Raw genomic sequence first — 17731 nt, forward strand, 5'->3', positions numbered from 1 at the left:
AGCCGCGTAATCATTTTTATTTGCTGTTGCGCAGATCCAGCGCCACGTCGACGATCATATCTTCCTGGCCGCCTACCATCCGGCGTTTGCCCAGTTCAACCAGAATATCTACCGCACTCAGGCCATAACGCGCCGCCGCGACTTCACAATGGCGCAGGAAGCTGGAGTACACCCCGGCGTAACCCAGCGCCAGCGTTTCGCGATCCACCCGCACCGGGCGGTCCTGCAACGGGCGTACCAGATCGTCGGCGGCGTCCATCAGCGCATACAGATCGGTCCCGTGCCGCCAGCCGAGCTTATCCGCCGCGGCGATAAACACTTCCAGCGGTGCGTTGCCTGCGCCTGCACCCATACCGGCCAGGCTGGCATCGATACGGTCACACCCCTCTTCCACCGCGGCAATCGAGTTCGCCACGCCGAGGCTCAGGTTGTGGTGGGCGTGCATCCCGGTTTCCGTCTCCGGTTTCAGCACCGCTTTCAGGGCGCGGAAGCGGGCGCGAATATCGCTCATGTTCATCGCCCCGCCGGAATCGACCACATAGATACAAGTTGCACCATAACCTTCCATCAGTTTCGCCTGCTGCGCGAGGTTTTCCGGCGTGGTCATATGGCTCATCATCAGAAAGCCGACGGTATCCATACCCAGTTCACGCGCATACTGAATATGCTGGGCCGACACATCCGCTTCGGTGCAGTGGGTCGCCACACGCACGACGCGCGCCCCAGCCTGATACGCATTTTTCAGGTCATGAATCGTGCCGATACCCGGCAGCAGCAGCGTGGCGATCTTAGCGTGCTTCACCACGTCCGCTGCCGCTTCAATCCACTCCAGATCGCTGTGCGCGCCAAAGCCGTAGTTAAAGCTGGAACCTTGTAAGCCGTCTCCGTGTGCCACCTCAATGGAATCGACCCGCGCGTCGTCCAGCGCTTTGGCAATCTGGCGCACGTTTTCCAGCGAATACTGGTGACGAATAGCGTGCATGCCGTCGCGCAGGGTCACGTCAGAGATATAGAGTTTTTTACCGTTCATGCTGCTTCTCCTGCCTTGCGTACCAATGACTGCGCCATCTTCTCAGCGGTCGCCAGCGCGCTGGAGGTCATAATATCGAGATTGCCCGCGTAGGCTGGCAGATAGTGCGCCGCGCCTTCCACTTCCAGATACACCGCGGTTTTCAGCCCGGAGAACTGACCGATGCCCGGCAGATTGACCGGTTTATCCTGCGGGATGACTTCAAATTGCACGCGCTGTTTCAGCCGATAGCCCGGCACGTACGCCTGTACCGCCGCCGCCATCTCATTAATAGACGCTTCAACTTCAAGCTGGGAAGCCACTTCGCTCAGCACATACACCGTGTCGCGCATCATCAGCGGCGGCTCGGCCGGGTTAAGGACGATAATCGCTTTACCTTTTGCCGCGCCGCCAACCACTTCAATCGCCTTCGAGGTGGTTTCAGTAAACTCATCGATATTAGCGCGCGTGCCTGGACCCGCAGATTTACTGGCGATCGAGGCGATAATTTCGGCGTAATGGACTTTTGCCACGCGAGAAACTGCCGCCACCATCGGGATAGTCGCCTGCCCGCCGCAGGTCACCATATTGACGTTCTGTTGGTCAACGTTAGCGTCCAGATTCACCACCGGGACGCAGTACGGACCGATCGCCGCAGGCGTCAGGTCGATCAGGCGGATCCCCGGTTTTACGGCGCGCAGCGCGGCGTCGTTTTTCACATGCGCACCCGCACTGGTGGCATCAAACACGATGTCGATATCGGCAAATTCCGGCATGGCGATAAGTCCCGTCACCCCTTCATGGGTGGTAGCAACGCCCATACGTCTGGCACGCGCCAGACCATCGGATTGCGGGTCGATACCGACCATCACCGCCATTTCAAGCTGTTTCCCGTGACGCAGAATTTTAATCATCAAATCGGTGCCGATGTTACCAGAGCCGATAATGGCCACTTTACGCTTACTCATGACTGACTTCCTTTTGTAACCGCCGCTGAAAAGGTGGCGGCGACTGAACCAATACCCTCGATATGGGCTTCAAAACGATCGCCCGCATTCACCGCTACCATCGGACCTAAGGCCCCAGTGAGAATAATGTCTCCGACGCGCAGCGGCTCGCCGAGGCTGGCCATTTTGCGCGCCAGCCAGACGGCGGCGTTGATCGGATGTCCCAGACATTCGCTGCCGCGCCCGCTGGAGACCTCTTCGTTATTGCGCGTCATTTTCATCGTGCAGTTTTTCAGATCTAACCCTGCCGGACGCTGTGCCGGACCACCGACCACATACACGCCACAGGAGGCGTTATCCGCCACGGTATCAACAAACTTGATTGACCAGTCGCGGATACGGCTGCCGACCACTTCCAGCGCGGGCAGTACCCACTCAATGGCGTTGTACAGCTCGTCAAAGGTAGTGTCGGCATTGGGCAAATCGCGGTTCAGCACCAGCGCGATTTCCGCTTCAATTCGCGGTTGCAGCACGCGCTCAAACGCAATGGTGTCGTTATCGCCGTAGCACATGTCGGCAAACAGCGTGCCGAAATCCGGCTGATCGACCCCCAGTTGCTGCTGCACTTTCGGGTGCGTCAGCCCTACTTTGCGCCCCACCACGCGACGCCCACGTGCCACGTCGTACTGTACGTTGATGCGCTGAATAGCGTAGGCCGCTTCGCCGTTGTCCACGCCGATCAGTTCACGCAGCGGAGCAATCGCTTCCCCTTTTTCCTCAGCCTGACGTAAATCGGCGGCTAACTGCTCAAGATTAAGATTGGTCATGTCCGTTCCTTAAGGGCGTGCGAGGAAATTCAGCACCAGCTGGTTAAAGGCATCCGCATGTTCCCACTGCGCCCAGTGTCCGCAGTCGCGGTAGATGTGCAGCTCAGAACCCGCAATTCCGGAGAGCAAGCGCAGTCCGGCGTCCATCGGTACGAAGCGGTCATTGCGTCCCCAGACAATCAGGGTCTGGGCTTTAATTTCCCCCAGGCGTGGGCCGAAGTCCGGGAACTGTTTCGGGTTGGCTTCGAGGCTTTTCACAAAGTTTTCCAGGTGATCGCGGCGCGACAGCATATTGTTCAGACGCGCTTCAAACAGCGCCTCAGTGAGATCGCTGGTATCGAAGACAAAGATCTCCATCATTAGCTTCAGGTTCTCGATGGTCGGCTCGCGGTACAGCTGATTCAGCCGCTTGATACCTTCGGTCGGCATCGGGGTAAACAGACTCATGCCGCCCGTTCCGCCGCCCATCAGCACCAGTTTGCCCACGCGCTCCGGCCAGCTCAGGGTAAACGCCACAGCACTGTGACCGCCCATCGAATTACCCAGCAGGTGGACTGTTTGAATATCCAATTGATCGACCACGCTTTTCAGGATGCGAGCGTTGAGATCGGATCGCGAACCGCGGTTAACGATCCCATCGCTTTTACCCCAGCCAGGACAGTCCAGCAGGATCACCCGGTATCCGGCCTGCACCAACGGATCGATATTGCGACTGAAGTTCGCCCAGCCGGTCGCCCCCGGACCGGAGCCGTGCAGCAGCACAACGGTTTCTTCTCCCTGTCCACAGTCATTGAAATGCACGCGTAGGGTTTCGCCTGCTTCCTGCACCTCCAGGAAACGACTGGTCGCGGCTTCGGTTTGCGGTTGGTAAGTCATGGTTTTCTCCTGCATATTCAGTTCTGTTTCAGTTCTTTGTGGTGGCGCTCAGGGAGCCGAATCCGGCGATCCACTCCGGGATCGGGCGGTAATAACGGCCTTCGCTGCGCCAGTTGCCAAAGGCAGAAATAGCGGCGAAGGCGGCAACCCAGGTTTTTACTTCGTGCGTTGATTTGCCCGCCATCGCAGACAACTCTTCGTTACTGACCGCGTCCAGCTCCTGCAAACGCCCCTGTTCAAGCAGGGTCATAAAGCGGTTATCCCAGACAGGGTTCAGCGGGTGCAGCGTGTTTTGATCGGCCACGAACTTCTCGGCGGCGCTAATCACCCGCTGCTGGCGCAGCCCGCGCTCGTTTTCGGGCAGCTGCTTACCGCTGCCGAGCAGACGGTCGCGCATATGAGCATCGGCCTTCGCCAGCTCCGGTACCGGCGGCTGATGTGACAGCCCGCCGGAGCCTAAAAACAGTACGCGTTTATTCAATGAGCTGGCGAAACGGCCAATCGCTTCCCCGAGCATGCGGGTACGCTGAAAGCCCGGCAGCGGCGTGGCGACGCCGTTAATAAACACTGGCAGCACAGGGACCTTATCCAGCCCCCCGAGCAAGAACTCCAGCGGCTGGGCGAAACCATGATCGACTTGCATGTTGTAGGACACGGCGAGATCGATGCCGCTTTTCATCACCGCGTGGGCGCAAGCTTCAGCGAGATCTGTCGGCACTGGCAGTTCCCCCGCCGCGCTGCCGAAATCGCCGATCGCCGTGGCTCCCACACCTAAACAGAACGGCGGCATCACATCGTAAAAAAAACCGTTGTAGTGATCGGGGGCAAACAGCACTACCAGTTCAGGGTCAAACGCCGCGATACGCGCCCGGGCGCTGGCGATCACGCCGTTAACCTCGTCGAGTACGGCCTGAGCCGGGTCGACGTAACCCACCAGCGGCGAGTGGGAGAGACAGTGAAGATAAGCATGCATATCAGGCTACCTTTTCAACGGGAATGTCGGCGGTTACTCGGGTGAGGGTCATCACCGACGCCAGTTTATTCAGGGTACTGCCCAGGGTTTGCGGAATAGCGGTAGCAGCGACGAAACGGTCCGGGCGCATAATCACCAGCGAGGCGTTATGTTGGGCAAACCACGCGCGCAGGCGGTTTTGCGTATCGCCAAGGCGGGTCACGCCGTCATAGTTATCCTGCTCGGTGCTTATTTGCGTGTCGGGTACCACCTGGATAAACCGCGTGCCCAGCGCCTGCCACTGTTGGATCTGCGCCTCGCTCATGCCCCATAGCGGGTTACACCCCCAACCGATCACAGCGAAATTCGGTCCGATGACATTGTCGAGCAGCGTCACGTCGCCGGTTTCCAGCGTCACCTTCGGCTGGATAAACATCTTGCCGACCGGAGAAGTTTTCGCGTCGCCCTCACGCACCAGCGCCCCGGAGTGGTATTGCGGCATCGGTTTAAAACGCATCTCAAGGAAGTAGCGTTTGACCGGCGGAATGTAGTTCAGCAGCAAGGAAACCCCGTCGCGCACAGCACCGTGCCAGCGTTTCGGCGGCGCCAGTACGTTGCCTGCGGTCACGGAGAGATCGATCATCGCTTTGGCGTGGTCGCGACGTTCCTGCTGGTAGGAATCCAGCAGCGCATCACCGGCTTTGCCCTTAATCACCAGCGCCAGTTTCCACGCCAGGTTAAAGGCATCGCGCATGCCGCTGTTGTACCCCTGCCCCTGCCAGACCGGCATAATGTGCGCCGCATCGCCCGCCAGCAGCACGCGGTCAATACGAAAACGTTCGGCCAGACGGGCGTTATGGGTATACACACGCTGGCGGATCAGTTCGACGTTGTCCGGGTTCGGCAGCACTTTGCTCAGCAACTGGCGCATATTTTTCGGCTCACTGAGCTGTGCTTCGGTTTCTCCCGGCATCACCATAAATTCAAAGCGGCGCACCGCATGCGGCAGCGCGGCGGAGACATACGGGCGCACTGGATCGCAGCACAGATACACATGCGGCGTGCTGAGCGGATCGTTGGCGATATCCACCACAATCCACTGATTTGGAGCGGTTTTGCCTTCAAATGGCACATTCAGCGACCGTCTGACGTAACTGGCCCCGCCATCGCAGGCCACCAGCCACTGGGCTTTCACCGTTTCGCGCTGGCCGTCCGGCGCTTTCAGATTCAGTGTTACTTCCCCGTTCTGTTGGCTGAAGGCTTCCAGTTCACGGGAAAACAGGCAGCGCACGTTGGGAAAACGCGACAGCCCTTCCAGCATCACTGCATCCACCTGCGGCTGAATAAACGCGTTGCGCCGCGACCAGCCAAATTCGTCGGTCATCGGCTGGATATCAGCAAAGCAGCGGCCTTTCGGGGTGAGGAAACGCATCGCGTGCCACGGCGTGGTATGCGGCAGCACGTTTTCGACCAGACCGACGGACTGCATGGTGCGCAACGCTTCATCGTCAATCCCGATAGCACGGGGATAGTCGATAAGCGTGTCGAGCTTCTCCACCACCAGCACTTCAATGCCCATCTGGCCAAGATAGTTCGCCATCATCAGCCCTACCGGACCGGCTCCGGCAATCGCGACCTGAACGGTGTGTTGCACTGCGGGTTGGATATCAGGGTTTATTGTTGTCATTTCAGAACCTCACGACTCGGTCAAAACGCAATTGCTACCCCAGGTGAGGTGCAATTGCGTTTTGTTAAAAAGATGTAAATTATTTTTTATTGTGCGGTCAGTATAGAAGTGAGTTTTTGCGCTACAATCAAAACATGCCTGGATGTGCACCAGGTGCACAACGTTGTTTTACCTTTAGATTTGTCAACGAATATGAAAAATGATGACAACACCGAATACAAAACCGTGCGCGGTCTAACGCGCGGATTAATGTTATTAAATATGTTAAATCGACTCGATGGCGGGGCCAGTGTTGGCCTGCTGGCTGAGCTGAGCGGCCTGCACCGCACCACGGTCAGGCGGCTGCTGGAAACGTTGCAGGATGAAGGTTACGTCCGACGCAGCTTGTCCGATGACAGCTTTCGCTTAACCATTAAAGTCCGCCAGCTTAGCGAGGGATTTCGTGACGAGCAGTGGATTTCTGCGCTGGCCGCCCCGCTGCTGGGAGATTTACTACGCGAGGTGATCTGGCCGACCGACGTTTCCACGCTGGATGTGGACGCCATGGTGGTGCGTGAAACCACCCACCGCTTCAGCCGCCTGTCGTTTCACCGGGCGATGGTCGGGCGTCGACTGCCGCTGCTGAAAACCGCCTCCGGCCTGACCTGGCTGGCATTTAGCCCGGAAAATGAACGTCAGGAACTGATTGAAATGCTGGCCTCACGACCGGGGGAAGAGTTCCAGTTGGCGCGAGAACCCTTAAAGCTCGACGCCATATTGGCTCGTGCGCGAAAAGACGGTTTTGGTCAGAACTATCGCGGCTGGGATCAGGAGGAGAAAATTGCCTCTATCGCCGTTCCCATCCGCAGCGAACAGCGGGTCATCGGCTGCCTGAATCTGGTGTATATGGCCAGCGCCATGACCATCGAACAGGCTGCGGAAAAGCATCTTCCAGCCTTACAAAAGGTGGCGAAACAGATAGAGGACGGCGTCGAGTCACAGGAGATTTTGGTTGCCGGGAGGTGAAGTTGATCACAGTTATGCAGATAATCTGATTGAGCGCTGGAATAACTCACTCACCGACCGATATATCACTGTGGCGTCTTCCCCGCAATATATCTTCATTACATAGTGTGCTTACGTTTTTTGCCAGGAGGTTGAATGTTAAAGATTATTGCCGAATGATTTCATCAAACTTGAGTATATTGAAACCGGTCTTGCTTTGTATCGTGAGCAAATATCGACCACCAGGAAAGAACCGCGCTGTATTGCTTATAACCTTTATATTGATGAAAAAGATCCGGGCCATGTTATTTTTATAGAAGAATGGCCAGAGCACGCGGCTCTCGATGGCATTTATTACAGAAGGCTTAAATTACTGAGTTGACTATTTGATGCAAAAAACCGAAACCCGCTCAGAAAGAGCAGCGTTTCGGCATTCATTCACTCTGAAGGGCTTCAGACTTTAAGCAGTTTCACCGTCTCGTCGATATCGATTTCATCTTCCGAGAAGATCAGCGTCGTGCCCTGGAAGGTGGTGATGGCCAGCTTTTTCAGCGTGCGCATTTCGCCAGGCTTGACGTCTGATTTCGGTCGGATGCTGTTCATCAGCACGCCAACAGACAGTACCGCGTTCTCTTTATCGATACGGGTCTCGGCAGGAACGTCTTCGCTGTAGACCAGGTATGATTTGATAGAGGTAAGCTTCAGGCGCTCACCTGCAATATAGATGTATTTGCTGTCCGGAATGACTTTCACCGCATAGGCAGACAGGCCTTTGTTGTTGGTGGTGGGTTCAAAGGTCACCGCCGCGTCTTTTTTGATCAGCTCAGGATTCGCAACCTTAATCACATGAAAATAGCGGTTATCGCCGTTTTCATCTTTGATAAATCCAAAGCCTTTATCTTTAAACCACGTTGTGATTGTTCCGTTCATTGCTGTTTCCGCCTGATTAAACCTATTACTTGTAGAGTATACCTACTCAATTTGCGCGCAGTGTAAAACACAGGCCACACCTTTGGCTACTCGTTACCCCAACGATTGAGAAACTCCGCGATATCATCGATGCGCTGCGCGTCGACGCCGGCCAAGGTTGCCATCTCCTGCTGTGCTTCTTCGCTGATCTCTTCGTTGTTCATTAGACGGGTGATCAACTGCTGGAAGTAGTGCGCCAGCGCGTCGCGTTCAGCGTCGCTCACCGGCTTTGCCGCTTCGGTCGCGTACTCGTCAGCGATATCATAATATTTTAGCGCTATGTCGTTGTTCATCAGGTACTCCGGGGTGAATGCGTGGGCCAGCAGGTTCCTGCCGTGTCTGATGTGAATGATAGCATTCTTATTTCGTGGTTCGCGATCTGTTTCCTGTCTGTGATGCGTAGCAGATATCAACACTATTTTCCGGAGTCGCTTCGAATTTAATAAACCTTCCTTTTATTAAAATAACTGCATTTTTATTCAGACTCTGATAATACCTGCAGAATAAATAATGCAGAAAAAAGGAAGATAGATGTTTATTAATTTAGGCAATGAGACGGAGATTAAACGCAGTAAATAACATTCTCTGCAGGCTGAATGCAATTGGCCCAATCTCATCGCTAGTCGCCCATTTGCCCACATTCATCTTCTGGACAACACTCTACGATGACACCACAGACCCAACACGTGGAGTAAACACCATGAACATTACGCAAATCCGTAACGCTACGCAGCGCATCACCTTTGGCGGTAAAACTTTTCTGGTTGATCCGATGCTGGCGAAGAAAGGGGCTTATCCAGGCTTTGCCGGAACGGCGCGCGCCGAGATCCGCAACCCGACCGTGGAATTGCCTGTCGATATCGACACGCTGCTCAACGTTGATGCACTGATCGTCACCCATCTGCATGAAGACCACTGGGATGAAGCTGCGGCTCGCATCGTCCCGAAAGATAAACCGATCTATGTGCAAAATGAGCAGGACGCACAGGTGTTGCGGGGTCAGGGGTTCACACAACTGACCGTCCTGATGCAGAACACCGTGATCGGCGATATCACCCTGCGTAAAACCGGCGGCCAGCACGGCTCAGATCGCGCCTACGCTATCCCACAAATGGCGGAGCGTCTGGGTGATGCCTGTGGGGTTATATTCCAGCATCCAGCAGAAAAAACGCTGTATCTGGTCGGTGACACCATCTGGCGCGATGAGGTGGAAACTAACATGCGGACATTCCAGCCAGACGTGGTTATTTTGAATGCAGGTTTTGCCCACGTTATCGGGTTTGGCCCAATTATTATGGGCGCGGAAGATGTGCTGAAAACCCACTTCGCGCTACCCGAAGCACACATTGTGGCGACCCATATGGAGGCGATTAACCACTGTCTGCTGACCCGAGAGGTGCTGAAAGAGTACGCCCGCGACAACCAGATTGCGCAATTCATTAACGTGCCGGAAGATGGCGAAACCCTGACGTTCTAACATCCACAGAGGAATCGTATGCAGCCGCTCAACGTCGCCATTGTTGCCGTGGAAGATTTCAGCCCGTTTCACTTCTCGGTGCCGTGCATTATTTTCAGTGACAAAGTGGCAACGAAAAAGCGTTTCGAGGTGCAACTGTGCGCCGAAAAACCGGGCATCATTTCCTCGCAGGATGGCTTCTCCATTACTGCCGCTTACGGCTATGGAGCGGTAGAGGCCGCCGACATCGTGGTGATCCCCTGGTGGAGCACCACCGCACATCGTCCACCACAAAGCTTGCTGGATGCGCTCAACCGCGCACGACAAAACGGCGCACAGATTGTCGGGCTATGTCTGGGAGCGTTTGTCCTTGGATATGCCGGCCTGCTGGATGGAAAACGGGCGGCTACGCACTGGGAGTTCGAGCAGGATTTTCAGGCGCGCTTCCCGGCGGCCCGTCTGGATATCAACGCCCTGTACGTGGATGACGACGGAATTATTACCTCGGCAGGCACCGCTGCGGCGCTGGATTGCTGTCTGTATGTCATCCGTCAGCGTTTTGGCAGCACGGTGGCGAATCAGATTGCCCGACGGATGATCGTGCCACCGCACCGCGAGGGCGGTCAGGCGCAGTTTATCGAACAACCGGTAGCGAAAAATACCCAGGATCAACGCATCAACGCCTTGCTCGACTATTTGCGCCAGCATCTCCACGAACCGCATAATCTCGACGAGCTGGCACAGCGGGTGATGATGAGTCGCCGCACCCTGACCCGCCACTTTATGAAGGCCACCGGGTCGAGCGTAGCCGACTGGTTGATTACCGAGCGTCTTCGGCGTAGCCAGACGTTGCTGGAATCCAGCCCATTGCCCGTTGAGCGCATCGCCGAACAAGTTGGTTTCCAGTCGCCCGTCACCTGGCGCCAGCATTTTAAATCCCACTTTGGCGTTAGCCCGGCAGAATGGCGTAAAACCTTTCGCGGCGACTAGCTTCTTTTTTGCGCCAACCAGATGGTATGCCCGGCGCAGTGCGGATCTTCCATCACCATCTCGACCACCGTAAAGCCGTGTGCTGACAGCAATGCGCGGTATTCATCCGGCGCGAGGCTGGCGTGAAACAGCGGTTCGCCCTCAAATTCCCCCATCGCAATGCCGTTTTCCGTACCACTGGTAAACATCAGCGCGCTGCCAGGATGGCTGAGCTGGTCAAAAATCGGGAACATCTTTTGCTGATCCGGTTGGGTTAAATGGAAAAAGCTGTCCCAGGCGATCAGTCCGTCGAATGTCTCGTTAAGCGCCAGCTCGCGCATATCCTGCTCCAGCCAGCGCTGTGCGGGGAAAGAGTGCCGCGCCAGCGCCAGCATTTCCGGGGAACCATCAACGCCCGTCAGCTGAAAGCCTTGCTGGATAAAATAATCCGCAATCGGCTGACCATTGCCGCAGCCAATATCCACAATGCAGCCCTGCCCGCCCATTACGGTAATGAACTTGTCCAGCCAGCTTTTCTCAAACAAGGCGCGAGAGCGCTGGCTGGCAAAAGCCTCCGCATGGCGTCGGTAGATGGACAGAATATTATTTGCCGCAGAGTCGCTCACGATGTCCTCACTTTTTATTCCGTTCAGCATCACGACGATAAATCCTCCAGCACACAATCCGCAACCCTGGAATGCACCTCGCATAACCCATGCGTAAATACCCCAAAACCTTCCCGCTGTGGCATCATAGCGCGCAGATAACGTCATGACAGGGGTGATAAACGTGAAACCGGTAACGCTATACGATGTGGCAGACCATGCAGGTGTCTCTTACCAGACCGTCTCTCGCGTCGTGAATCAGGCCAGCCACGTTTCCGCAAAAACCCGACAGAAAGTTGAGGCCGCGATGGCGGAGCTCAATTACATCCCCAACCGCGTCGCACAGCAGTTGGCAGGTAAACAGACGCCGCTAATTGGCGTCGTGACGGCGAACCTTGCCCTGCATGCCCCCTCGCAAATCGTGGCCGCCATAAAATCCCGCGCCGACCAGTCCGGTGCCAGCGTGGTGATCGCCATGGTCGAGCGTAGCGGCGTTGAGGCATGTAAAGCCGCCGTCCACAACCTGCTTTCTCAACGCGTAACTGGGCTTATCATCAACTATCCGCTGGATGAAGAAGATGCCATTGCCGTGGCCACCGCCTGCGGTACGGTGCCGGTACTGTTTCTCGATGTCTCTGACCAGACACCGATTAACAGCGTGATTTTCTCCCATGACGACGGCGCACGCCTCGGCGTTGAACATCTGGTACAGCATGGACATCAGCGGATTGCCCTGCTGAGCGGGCCGCATACTTCAGTGTCGGCAAGGCTTCGCCATACGGGGTGGCATAAATATCTGGCGCACTACCAGCTAAAGCCCGTCGCGGAGCTGGAAGGCGACTGGAGCGCGATGTCCGGTTTTCAGCAAACGCTGCATATGCTCAATAGTGGTAATCACCCCACCGCTATGCTCGTCGCTAACGATCAAATGGCGCTGGGCGCGATGCGGGCAATCAGCGAGTTCGGTCTGCGGGTGGCGGTGGATATCTCGGTGATAGGCTACGATGACACCGAAGACAGCGCCTGCTACATTCCACCGCTGACTACCATCAGGCAGGATTTTCCGTTATTGGGTGAAACCAGCGTCGACAGGCTGCTGCAACTTCCCCGTGGTGAATCAACCGTTGGCAATCAATTACTGCCCGTCACCCTGGTTAAGCGCCAAACAGTTCTGCCACCCGATACACAGACCGCCTCGCCCCAGGCGCTGGCCGATTCACTGATCCAGCTTGCGCGGCAAGTTTCTCAGCTCACACCAAAATTGTGAACGCGTAACAATTGTGTGAGTCAGTTCACTCATTGAACGCCCCATCCTTTACAGTTGGGATCGCTTATCCGTATTTTGATTGAAATTGTGAGCGAATAACAAATTCAAACAGGATACCGTTATGAACCTGAACACAGATTCACTCTCCGCTGTTCTGAAACGTCGCGACTGGGAAAATCCCGGCGTTACGCAGCTCAACCGCCTGGAGGCGCACCCACCGTTCTGTAGCTGGCGTTCAGCAGATGACGCGCGTACTAATCAGCACTCGACTCAGTTACGCTCGCTGAATGGCCAGTGGCAATTTGCCTGGTTTCCCGCGCCAGAGGCAGTGCCGGAAAGCTGGCTGACAAGCGATCTGCCCCAGGCTGACACTATCAACGTCCCCTCTAACTGGCAGATGGACGGCTACGACGCCCCAATTTATACCAATGTCACCTATCCGATTCCGGTTACCCCCCCGTACGTTCCGGCACAGAACCCGACAGGATGTTACTCGCTCACATTCAATATTGACGATGCATGGTTAGATGAGGGTCAGACGCGCATTATTTTTGACGGCGTGAACTCCGCATTTCATTTGTGGTGCAACGGCCGCTGGGTGGGATACGGACAGGACAGCCGCCTGCCATCTGAATTCGATCTTAGCGATTATCTGCTGCACGGCGAAAACCGTCTGGCAGTGATGGTGCTGCGCTGGAGCGACGGCAGCTATCTGGAAGACCAGGATATGTGGCGCATGAGCGGTATTTTTCGCGACGTATCTTTACTACATAAGCCTACAACGCAAATTCGCGACCTGCGCATTAATACCCGTTTTAACGACGACTTCAGCCGCGCTGCGCTGACAGTGGAAGTCAGAGTGGCGGGCAACGCGAGCGAAGATTTACGCGTAGCCCTGCAATTGTGGGAGGGAGAAACGCTCACAGCCGAAACGACTTCTCCACTCGGCAGCGAGATTATTGATGAACGCGGTGCTTATCATGACCGGGTTACCCTGCGTCTGAACGTCGAACACCCGGCGCTGTGGAGTGCCGAAACACCCAATCTGTACCGTGCCGTTGTGCAGTTACGCACCGCGGACGGAGCGCTGATTGAAGCGGAAGCCTGTGACGTCGGCTTTCGTCAGGTTTGCATTGAAAACGGACTGCTGTTACTCAATGGTAAGCCACTGTTGATTCGCGGCACCAACCGTCATGAGCACCATCCGGTCAATGGTCAGGTGATGGACGAAGCAACGATGGTGCAGGATATTCTGTTGATGAAGCAGAACAACTTTAACGCCGTGCGCTGCTCGCATTACCCGAACCATCCGTTATGGTACACGCTGTGCGATCGCTACGGGCTGTACGTGGTGGACGAAGCCAACATTGAAACCCATGGCATGGTGCCGATGAATCGCCTCACCGACGATCCCGCGTGGTTGCCAGCCATGAGCCAGCGCGTTACGCGCATGGTACAGCGCGATCGCAACCATCCGAGCATTATCATCTGGTCTCTGGGCAATGAATCCGGTCATGGGGTCAATCACGACGCGCTCTACCGCTGGATAAAATCAGAAGACCCGTCACGCCCGGTACAATATGAAGGCGGCGGCGCAAATACTACGGCGACTGACATCATTTGCCCGATGTATGCCCGCGTCGATCAGGATCAGCCCTTCCCCGCCGTACCCAAATGGTCGATTAAAAAGTGGCTGTCGATGCCCGGCGAGCAACGTCCACTGATCCTTTGCGAATACGCCCACGCCATGGGCAACAGTTTTGGCGGCTTCGCCAAATACTGGCAAGCGTTCCGTCAATATCCGCGCCTGCAAGGCGGCTTTGTCTGGGACTGGGTGGATCAGTCGCTGATTAAATATGATGAAAACGGCAAGGCATGGTCTGCCTACGGTGGTGATTTTGGCGACACACCTAACGATCGTCAGTTTTGCATGAACGGACTGGTGTTCGCCGATCGCACCCCACACCCGGCGTTATATGAGGCCAAACATGAACAGCAGTTTTTCCAGTTCACGTTACTGCCGGGCGCTGAACGCCAGATTGAAGTGACCAGCGAATATCTGTTCCGCCGCAGCGATAACGAAGTTCTGCACTGGTCGATCGCCCAGGATGGCAACCCGCTAGCCGCCGGAGAAATCGTTCTGGATATCGCTCCACAGGGTCGCCAGGTGATTACCCTGCCAGATGTCCCGATGCCGAAAACCGCAGGTCAGGTGTGGCTGACGGTACGCGTAGAACAACCTCAGGCAACTGCGTGGTCAGACGCCGGGCACATCAGCGCCTGGCAGCAATGGAAGCTTCAAGAGAAACTCAGCCTGCCGCAACTGCCAACTGCCCACATCGCGCCACAGCTTACCGCTAGCGAAAACGTCTTTACTGTTGAGAGCGGCAACAAGCGCTGGCAATTCGACCGTCAGTCTGGCCTGCTGGCACAGTACTGGATTGGCGATACAGCCCAACTGTTAACTCCGCTAACCGACCAGTTCATCCGTGCCCCACTGGACAACGACATCGGCGTGAGCGAGTCAACCCGCATCGACCCTAACGCCTGGGTCGAACGCTGGAAGTCTGCCGGTCATTATCAGGTCGAGGCAACGTTACTGCACTGTGCAGCCGACACGCTGAGCAATGCGGTTCTGATTACCACCGAACATGTGTGGCAGTATCAGGGTGAAACGCTGTTCATCAGCCGAAAAAGCTACCGTATTGACGGCAAGGGTGAAATGCAGATAACGGTGGATGTCAACGTCGCCAGCGACACGCCGCATCCGGCCCGTATCGGTCTGAGCTGCCAGTTGACGCAGGTCGCTGAGCGGGTGAACTGGTTAGGTCTTGGCCCGCATGAGAACTACCCGGACAGGCTGAGCGCCGCCTGTTTCGACCGTTGGGATTTATCGCTCGATGAAATGTACACGCCGTATGTTTTTCCAAGTGAAAACGGTCTGCGCTGCGGCACGCGAGAACTGCACTACGGCGCGCACCAGTGGCGCGGAGACTTCCTGTTCAACATCAGCCGCTTTAGCCAGCAGCAATTGATGGAAACCAGCCACCGCCATCTGCTGCAACCGGAAGCGGGTAGCTGGCTCAATATTGATGGCTTCCATATGGGCGTCGGTGGCGATGATTCGTGGAGTCCTTCGGTATCACCGGAATTTCTACTGAGCGCAGGGCGTTACCACTACCAGGTTATCTGGGGTTAAACATAATAAAGGGTAGGTCGCAACCTGCCCTTATTTTGCCTAAGGAAGTCCATTATGTATTATTTAAAGAACACGAACTTTTGGATGTTTGGCTTTTTTTTCTTCTTTTATTTTTTCATTATGGGTGCATATTTCCCCTTCTTCCCTATCTGGTTACACGATGTAAACCACATCAGTAAAGGGGATACGGGAATTATTTTCGCCTGTATTTCGCTATTTTCATTATTGTTCCAGCCGGTTTTTGGGCTGCTTTCCGATAAGCTTGGTCTGCGTAAACACCTGCTGTGGGTGATTACCGGAATGCTGGTGATGTTTGCCCCATTCTTTATTTACGTCTTTGGCCCGTTGTTACAGGTTAATATTTTACTGGGGTCGATTGTCGGTGGAATTTACCTTGGTTTTATTTACAATGCCGGTGCCCCGGCGATTGAAGCCTATATTGAAAAGGCCAGCCGCCGAAGCAACTTTGAATTTGGTCGCGCGCGTATGTTCGGTTGCGTGGGCTGGGCGCTGTGCGCCTCGATTGCCGGAATTATGTTCACCATCAACAACCAGTTTGTCTTCTGGTTAGGTTCTGGCTGCGCGGTGATCCTGGCATTGCTGCTGCTCTTTTCAAAAACCGATGCGCCCTCTTCTGCAAAAGTCGCGGATGCGGTAGGCGCCAACAACTCGGCATTCAGCCTGAAGCTGGCGCTGGAGTTATTCAAACAGCCGAAGCTCTGGTTCCTCTCTCTGTACGTGGTCGGCGTGTCCTGTACTTATGACGTGTTTGACCAGCAGTTCGCCAACTTCTTTACCTCGTTCTTTGCCACCGGCGAACAAGGCACCCGAGTGTTTGGCTACGTCACGACCATGGGGGAATTACTCAATGCCTCAATCATGTTCTTTGCGCCGCTGATTGTGAATCGCATCGGCGGTAAGAACGCTCTGCTGCTGGCGGGGATGATTATGTCGGTGCGGATCATCGGCTCCTCCTTTGCCACCTCTGCGCTGGAGGTCGTTATTCTCAAAACGTTGCATATGTTTGAGATACCGTTCCTGATCGTCGGTTGCTTCAAATACATCACCAGTCAGTTTGAAGTGCGTTTCTCGGCGACGATTTATCTGGTGTGTTTCTGCTTCTTCAAGCAGTTAGCCATGATTTTCATGTCAGTCCTGGCTGGAAAAATGTATGAGAGTATTGGTTTCCAGGGGGCTTATCTGGTACTGGGAATAATTGCGCTGAGCTTCACCCTGATTTCCGTCTTTACCCTTAGCGGGCCCGGGCCGTTTTCCCGCGTTTTCACTCAAACAAGCAAACAAGTCTGAAGACGAATGACAATAAAGGAATAGCTGCGATGAGCATGTCTATGAGAGACAGAATAAAAGCAGGCAGATTGTATACCGATATGTGCGAAGGGCTGCCGGAAGAGAGATTGCGCGGAAAAGAGTTGATGTATGAATTTAACCACACGCGTCCATCGGAGATTAAAAAGAGGGAGAAACTTATTCGTGAAATGTTTGCCACCGTGGGAGAGAATGCGTGGATCGAGCCCCCGATTTATTTCTCTTACGGCAGCAATATTCACATTGGCAAAAACTTCTACGCCAATTTTAACTTTACCATTGTGGATGATTACACGGTCAGCATTGGCGATAACGTATTAATTGCGCCAAACGTCACCATCTCAGTAACAGGTCACCCTGTTCATCATGAATTAAGGCAATCCGGAGAGATGTTTTCCTTTCCGGTCACCATCGGCAATAACGTATGGATTGGCAGTAATGTGGTCATTAATCCAGGCATAACGATTGGCGATAATTCCGTGATTGGCGCGGGGAGCGTCGTCACAAAAGACATTCCGGCAAATGTCGTGGCCATGGGGGTTCCTTGTCGGGTTATCCGCGAGATAAATGACAGAGATAAGCAATATTATTATAAAAACTATAAATTAGAACATGCTCTTTGATACCGGGCATAAGAGCCGAATGGTGCCGCATTGCG

The 17731-nt window shown here is 54.9% G+C and carries 16 protein-coding genes and 1 pseudogene; 8 read left to right on the forward strand and 9 right to left on the reverse strand.

Going from position 1 to position 17731, the window contains the following annotated elements:
- Positions 1–16: 16 nt before the first annotated feature.
- Genes mhpE through OGY15_RS17135 form a run of 6 tightly spaced genes read right to left on the reverse strand, consistent with a single transcriptional unit; the run spans position 17 to position 6298 of the window.
- Positions 17–1030: a 4-hydroxy-2-oxovalerate aldolase gene (gene mhpE / locus OGY15_RS17110; protein WP_151218570.1), complete on the reverse strand. Its 1014-nt coding sequence runs from the start codon at positions 1028–1030 to the stop codon at positions 17–19.
- The gene (gene mhpF, locus OGY15_RS17115) at positions 1027–1977 is read right to left on the reverse strand and encodes an acetaldehyde dehydrogenase (protein WP_286540269.1); all 951 of its coding nucleotides are present in this window, start codon (positions 1975–1977) and stop codon (positions 1027–1029) included. Before mhpF ends, mhpE begins: the two co-directional genes overlap by 4 nt.
- Positions 1974–2783: a 2-keto-4-pentenoate hydratase gene (mhpD, locus tag OGY15_RS17120; RefSeq protein ID WP_286540271.1), complete on the reverse strand. Its 810-nt coding sequence runs from the start codon at positions 2781–2783 to the stop codon at positions 1974–1976. Before mhpD ends, mhpF begins: the two co-directional genes overlap by 4 nt.
- Positions 2784–2792: 9 nt before the next feature.
- Positions 2793–3659: a 2-hydroxy-6-oxonona-2,4-dienedioate hydrolase gene (gene mhpC / locus OGY15_RS17125; RefSeq protein WP_151224829.1), complete on the reverse strand. Its 867-nt coding sequence runs from the start codon at positions 3657–3659 to the stop codon at positions 2793–2795.
- Between the two features lie 28 nt (positions 3660–3687).
- Complete coding sequence (gene mhpB / locus OGY15_RS17130; protein WP_286540274.1) at positions 3688–4632, reverse strand: 2,3-dihydroxyphenylpropionate/2,3-dihydroxicinnamic acid 1,2-dioxygenase; 945 nt, start codon at positions 4630–4632, stop codon at positions 3688–3690.
- A gap of 1 nt (position 4633) precedes the next feature.
- Positions 4634–6298 carry a bifunctional 3-(3-hydroxy-phenyl)propionate/3-hydroxycinnamic acid hydroxylase gene (locus OGY15_RS17135; protein ID WP_286540276.1) on the reverse strand — a complete coding sequence of 555 codons (1665 nt, stop codon included), beginning with the start codon at positions 6296–6298 and terminating at the stop codon, positions 4634–4636.
- A gap of 192 nt (positions 6299–6490) precedes the next feature.
- Here OGY15_RS17135 and OGY15_RS17140 point away from each other — a divergent pair, with 192 nt between their 5' ends.
- Together OGY15_RS17140 and OGY15_RS17145 are read left to right on the forward strand one after the other, a co-directional pair.
- On the forward strand, positions 6491–7303 hold the full coding sequence (locus tag OGY15_RS17140) for a DNA-binding transcriptional regulator (RefSeq protein ID WP_219608506.1): 813 nt from the start codon (positions 6491–6493) through the stop codon (positions 7301–7303).
- Between the two features lie 135 nt (positions 7304–7438).
- Positions 7439–7649, forward strand: a pseudogene (locus OGY15_RS17145) (putative quinol monooxygenase); the annotation flags it as partial.
- Between the two features lie 86 nt (positions 7650–7735).
- Here OGY15_RS17145 and OGY15_RS17150 read toward each other — a convergent pair.
- Together OGY15_RS17150 and OGY15_RS17155 are read right to left on the reverse strand one after the other, a co-directional pair.
- The gene (locus OGY15_RS17150) at positions 7736–8212 is read right to left on the reverse strand and encodes a cold-shock protein (RefSeq protein ID WP_187252951.1); all 477 of its coding nucleotides are present in this window, start codon (positions 8210–8212) and stop codon (positions 7736–7738) included.
- A gap of 86 nt (positions 8213–8298) precedes the next feature.
- Complete coding sequence (locus OGY15_RS17155) at positions 8299–8544, reverse strand: DUF2543 family protein (RefSeq protein WP_151218563.1); 246 nt, start codon at positions 8542–8544, stop codon at positions 8299–8301.
- Positions 8545–8951: 407 nt separating this feature from the next.
- Between OGY15_RS17155 and OGY15_RS17160 the strand changes: the two genes are divergently transcribed.
- Together OGY15_RS17160 and OGY15_RS17165 are read left to right on the forward strand one after the other, a co-directional pair.
- Positions 8952–9728 (forward strand): MBL fold metallo-hydrolase, encoded by a 777-nt coding sequence (locus tag OGY15_RS17160; RefSeq protein WP_278238065.1) that lies wholly within the window; start codon positions 8952–8954, stop codon positions 9726–9728.
- Between the two features lie 18 nt (positions 9729–9746).
- Positions 9747–10697: a GlxA family transcriptional regulator gene (locus OGY15_RS17165; RefSeq protein ID WP_151218772.1), complete on the forward strand. Its 951-nt coding sequence runs from the start codon at positions 9747–9749 to the stop codon at positions 10695–10697.
- Here OGY15_RS17165 and OGY15_RS17170 read toward each other — a convergent pair.
- Entirely contained in the window at positions 10694–11302 is a 609-nt protein-coding gene (locus OGY15_RS17170; protein WP_502872313.1) for a class I SAM-dependent DNA methyltransferase, read from the reverse strand. The genes OGY15_RS17165 and OGY15_RS17170 overlap by 4 nt on opposite strands.
- 163 nt (positions 11303–11465) lie before the next feature.
- Between OGY15_RS17170 and OGY15_RS17175 the strand changes: the two genes are divergently transcribed.
- From OGY15_RS17175 to lacA, 4 genes are all read left to right on the forward strand, one after another.
- Positions 11466–12548 (forward strand): LacI family DNA-binding transcriptional regulator, encoded by a 1083-nt coding sequence (locus OGY15_RS17175; RefSeq protein WP_278238110.1) that lies wholly within the window; start codon positions 11466–11468, stop codon positions 12546–12548.
- A 121-nt stretch (positions 12549–12669) separates the two neighbouring features.
- Positions 12670–15747 (forward strand): beta-galactosidase, encoded by a 3078-nt coding sequence (locus tag OGY15_RS17180; protein ID WP_286540282.1) that lies wholly within the window; start codon positions 12670–12672, stop codon positions 15745–15747.
- Positions 15748–15801: 54 nt separating this feature from the next.
- The gene (locus OGY15_RS17185) at positions 15802–17055 is read left to right on the forward strand and encodes an MFS transporter (RefSeq protein WP_187252955.1); all 1254 of its coding nucleotides are present in this window, start codon (positions 15802–15804) and stop codon (positions 17053–17055) included.
- 29 nt (positions 17056–17084) lie between these two features.
- A complete protein-coding gene (lacA, locus tag OGY15_RS17190) occupies positions 17085–17696 on the forward strand; it encodes a galactoside O-acetyltransferase (protein WP_151224822.1) in 612 nt (203 codons plus the stop codon).
- Positions 17697–17731 lie beyond the last annotated feature (35 nt).

Origin of the sequence: Citrobacter sp. Cu231, from assembly GCF_030332265.1 — a bacterium.
GTDB classification, from domain to species: domain Bacteria; phylum Pseudomonadota; class Gammaproteobacteria; order Enterobacterales; family Enterobacteriaceae; genus Citrobacter; species Citrobacter meridianamericanus.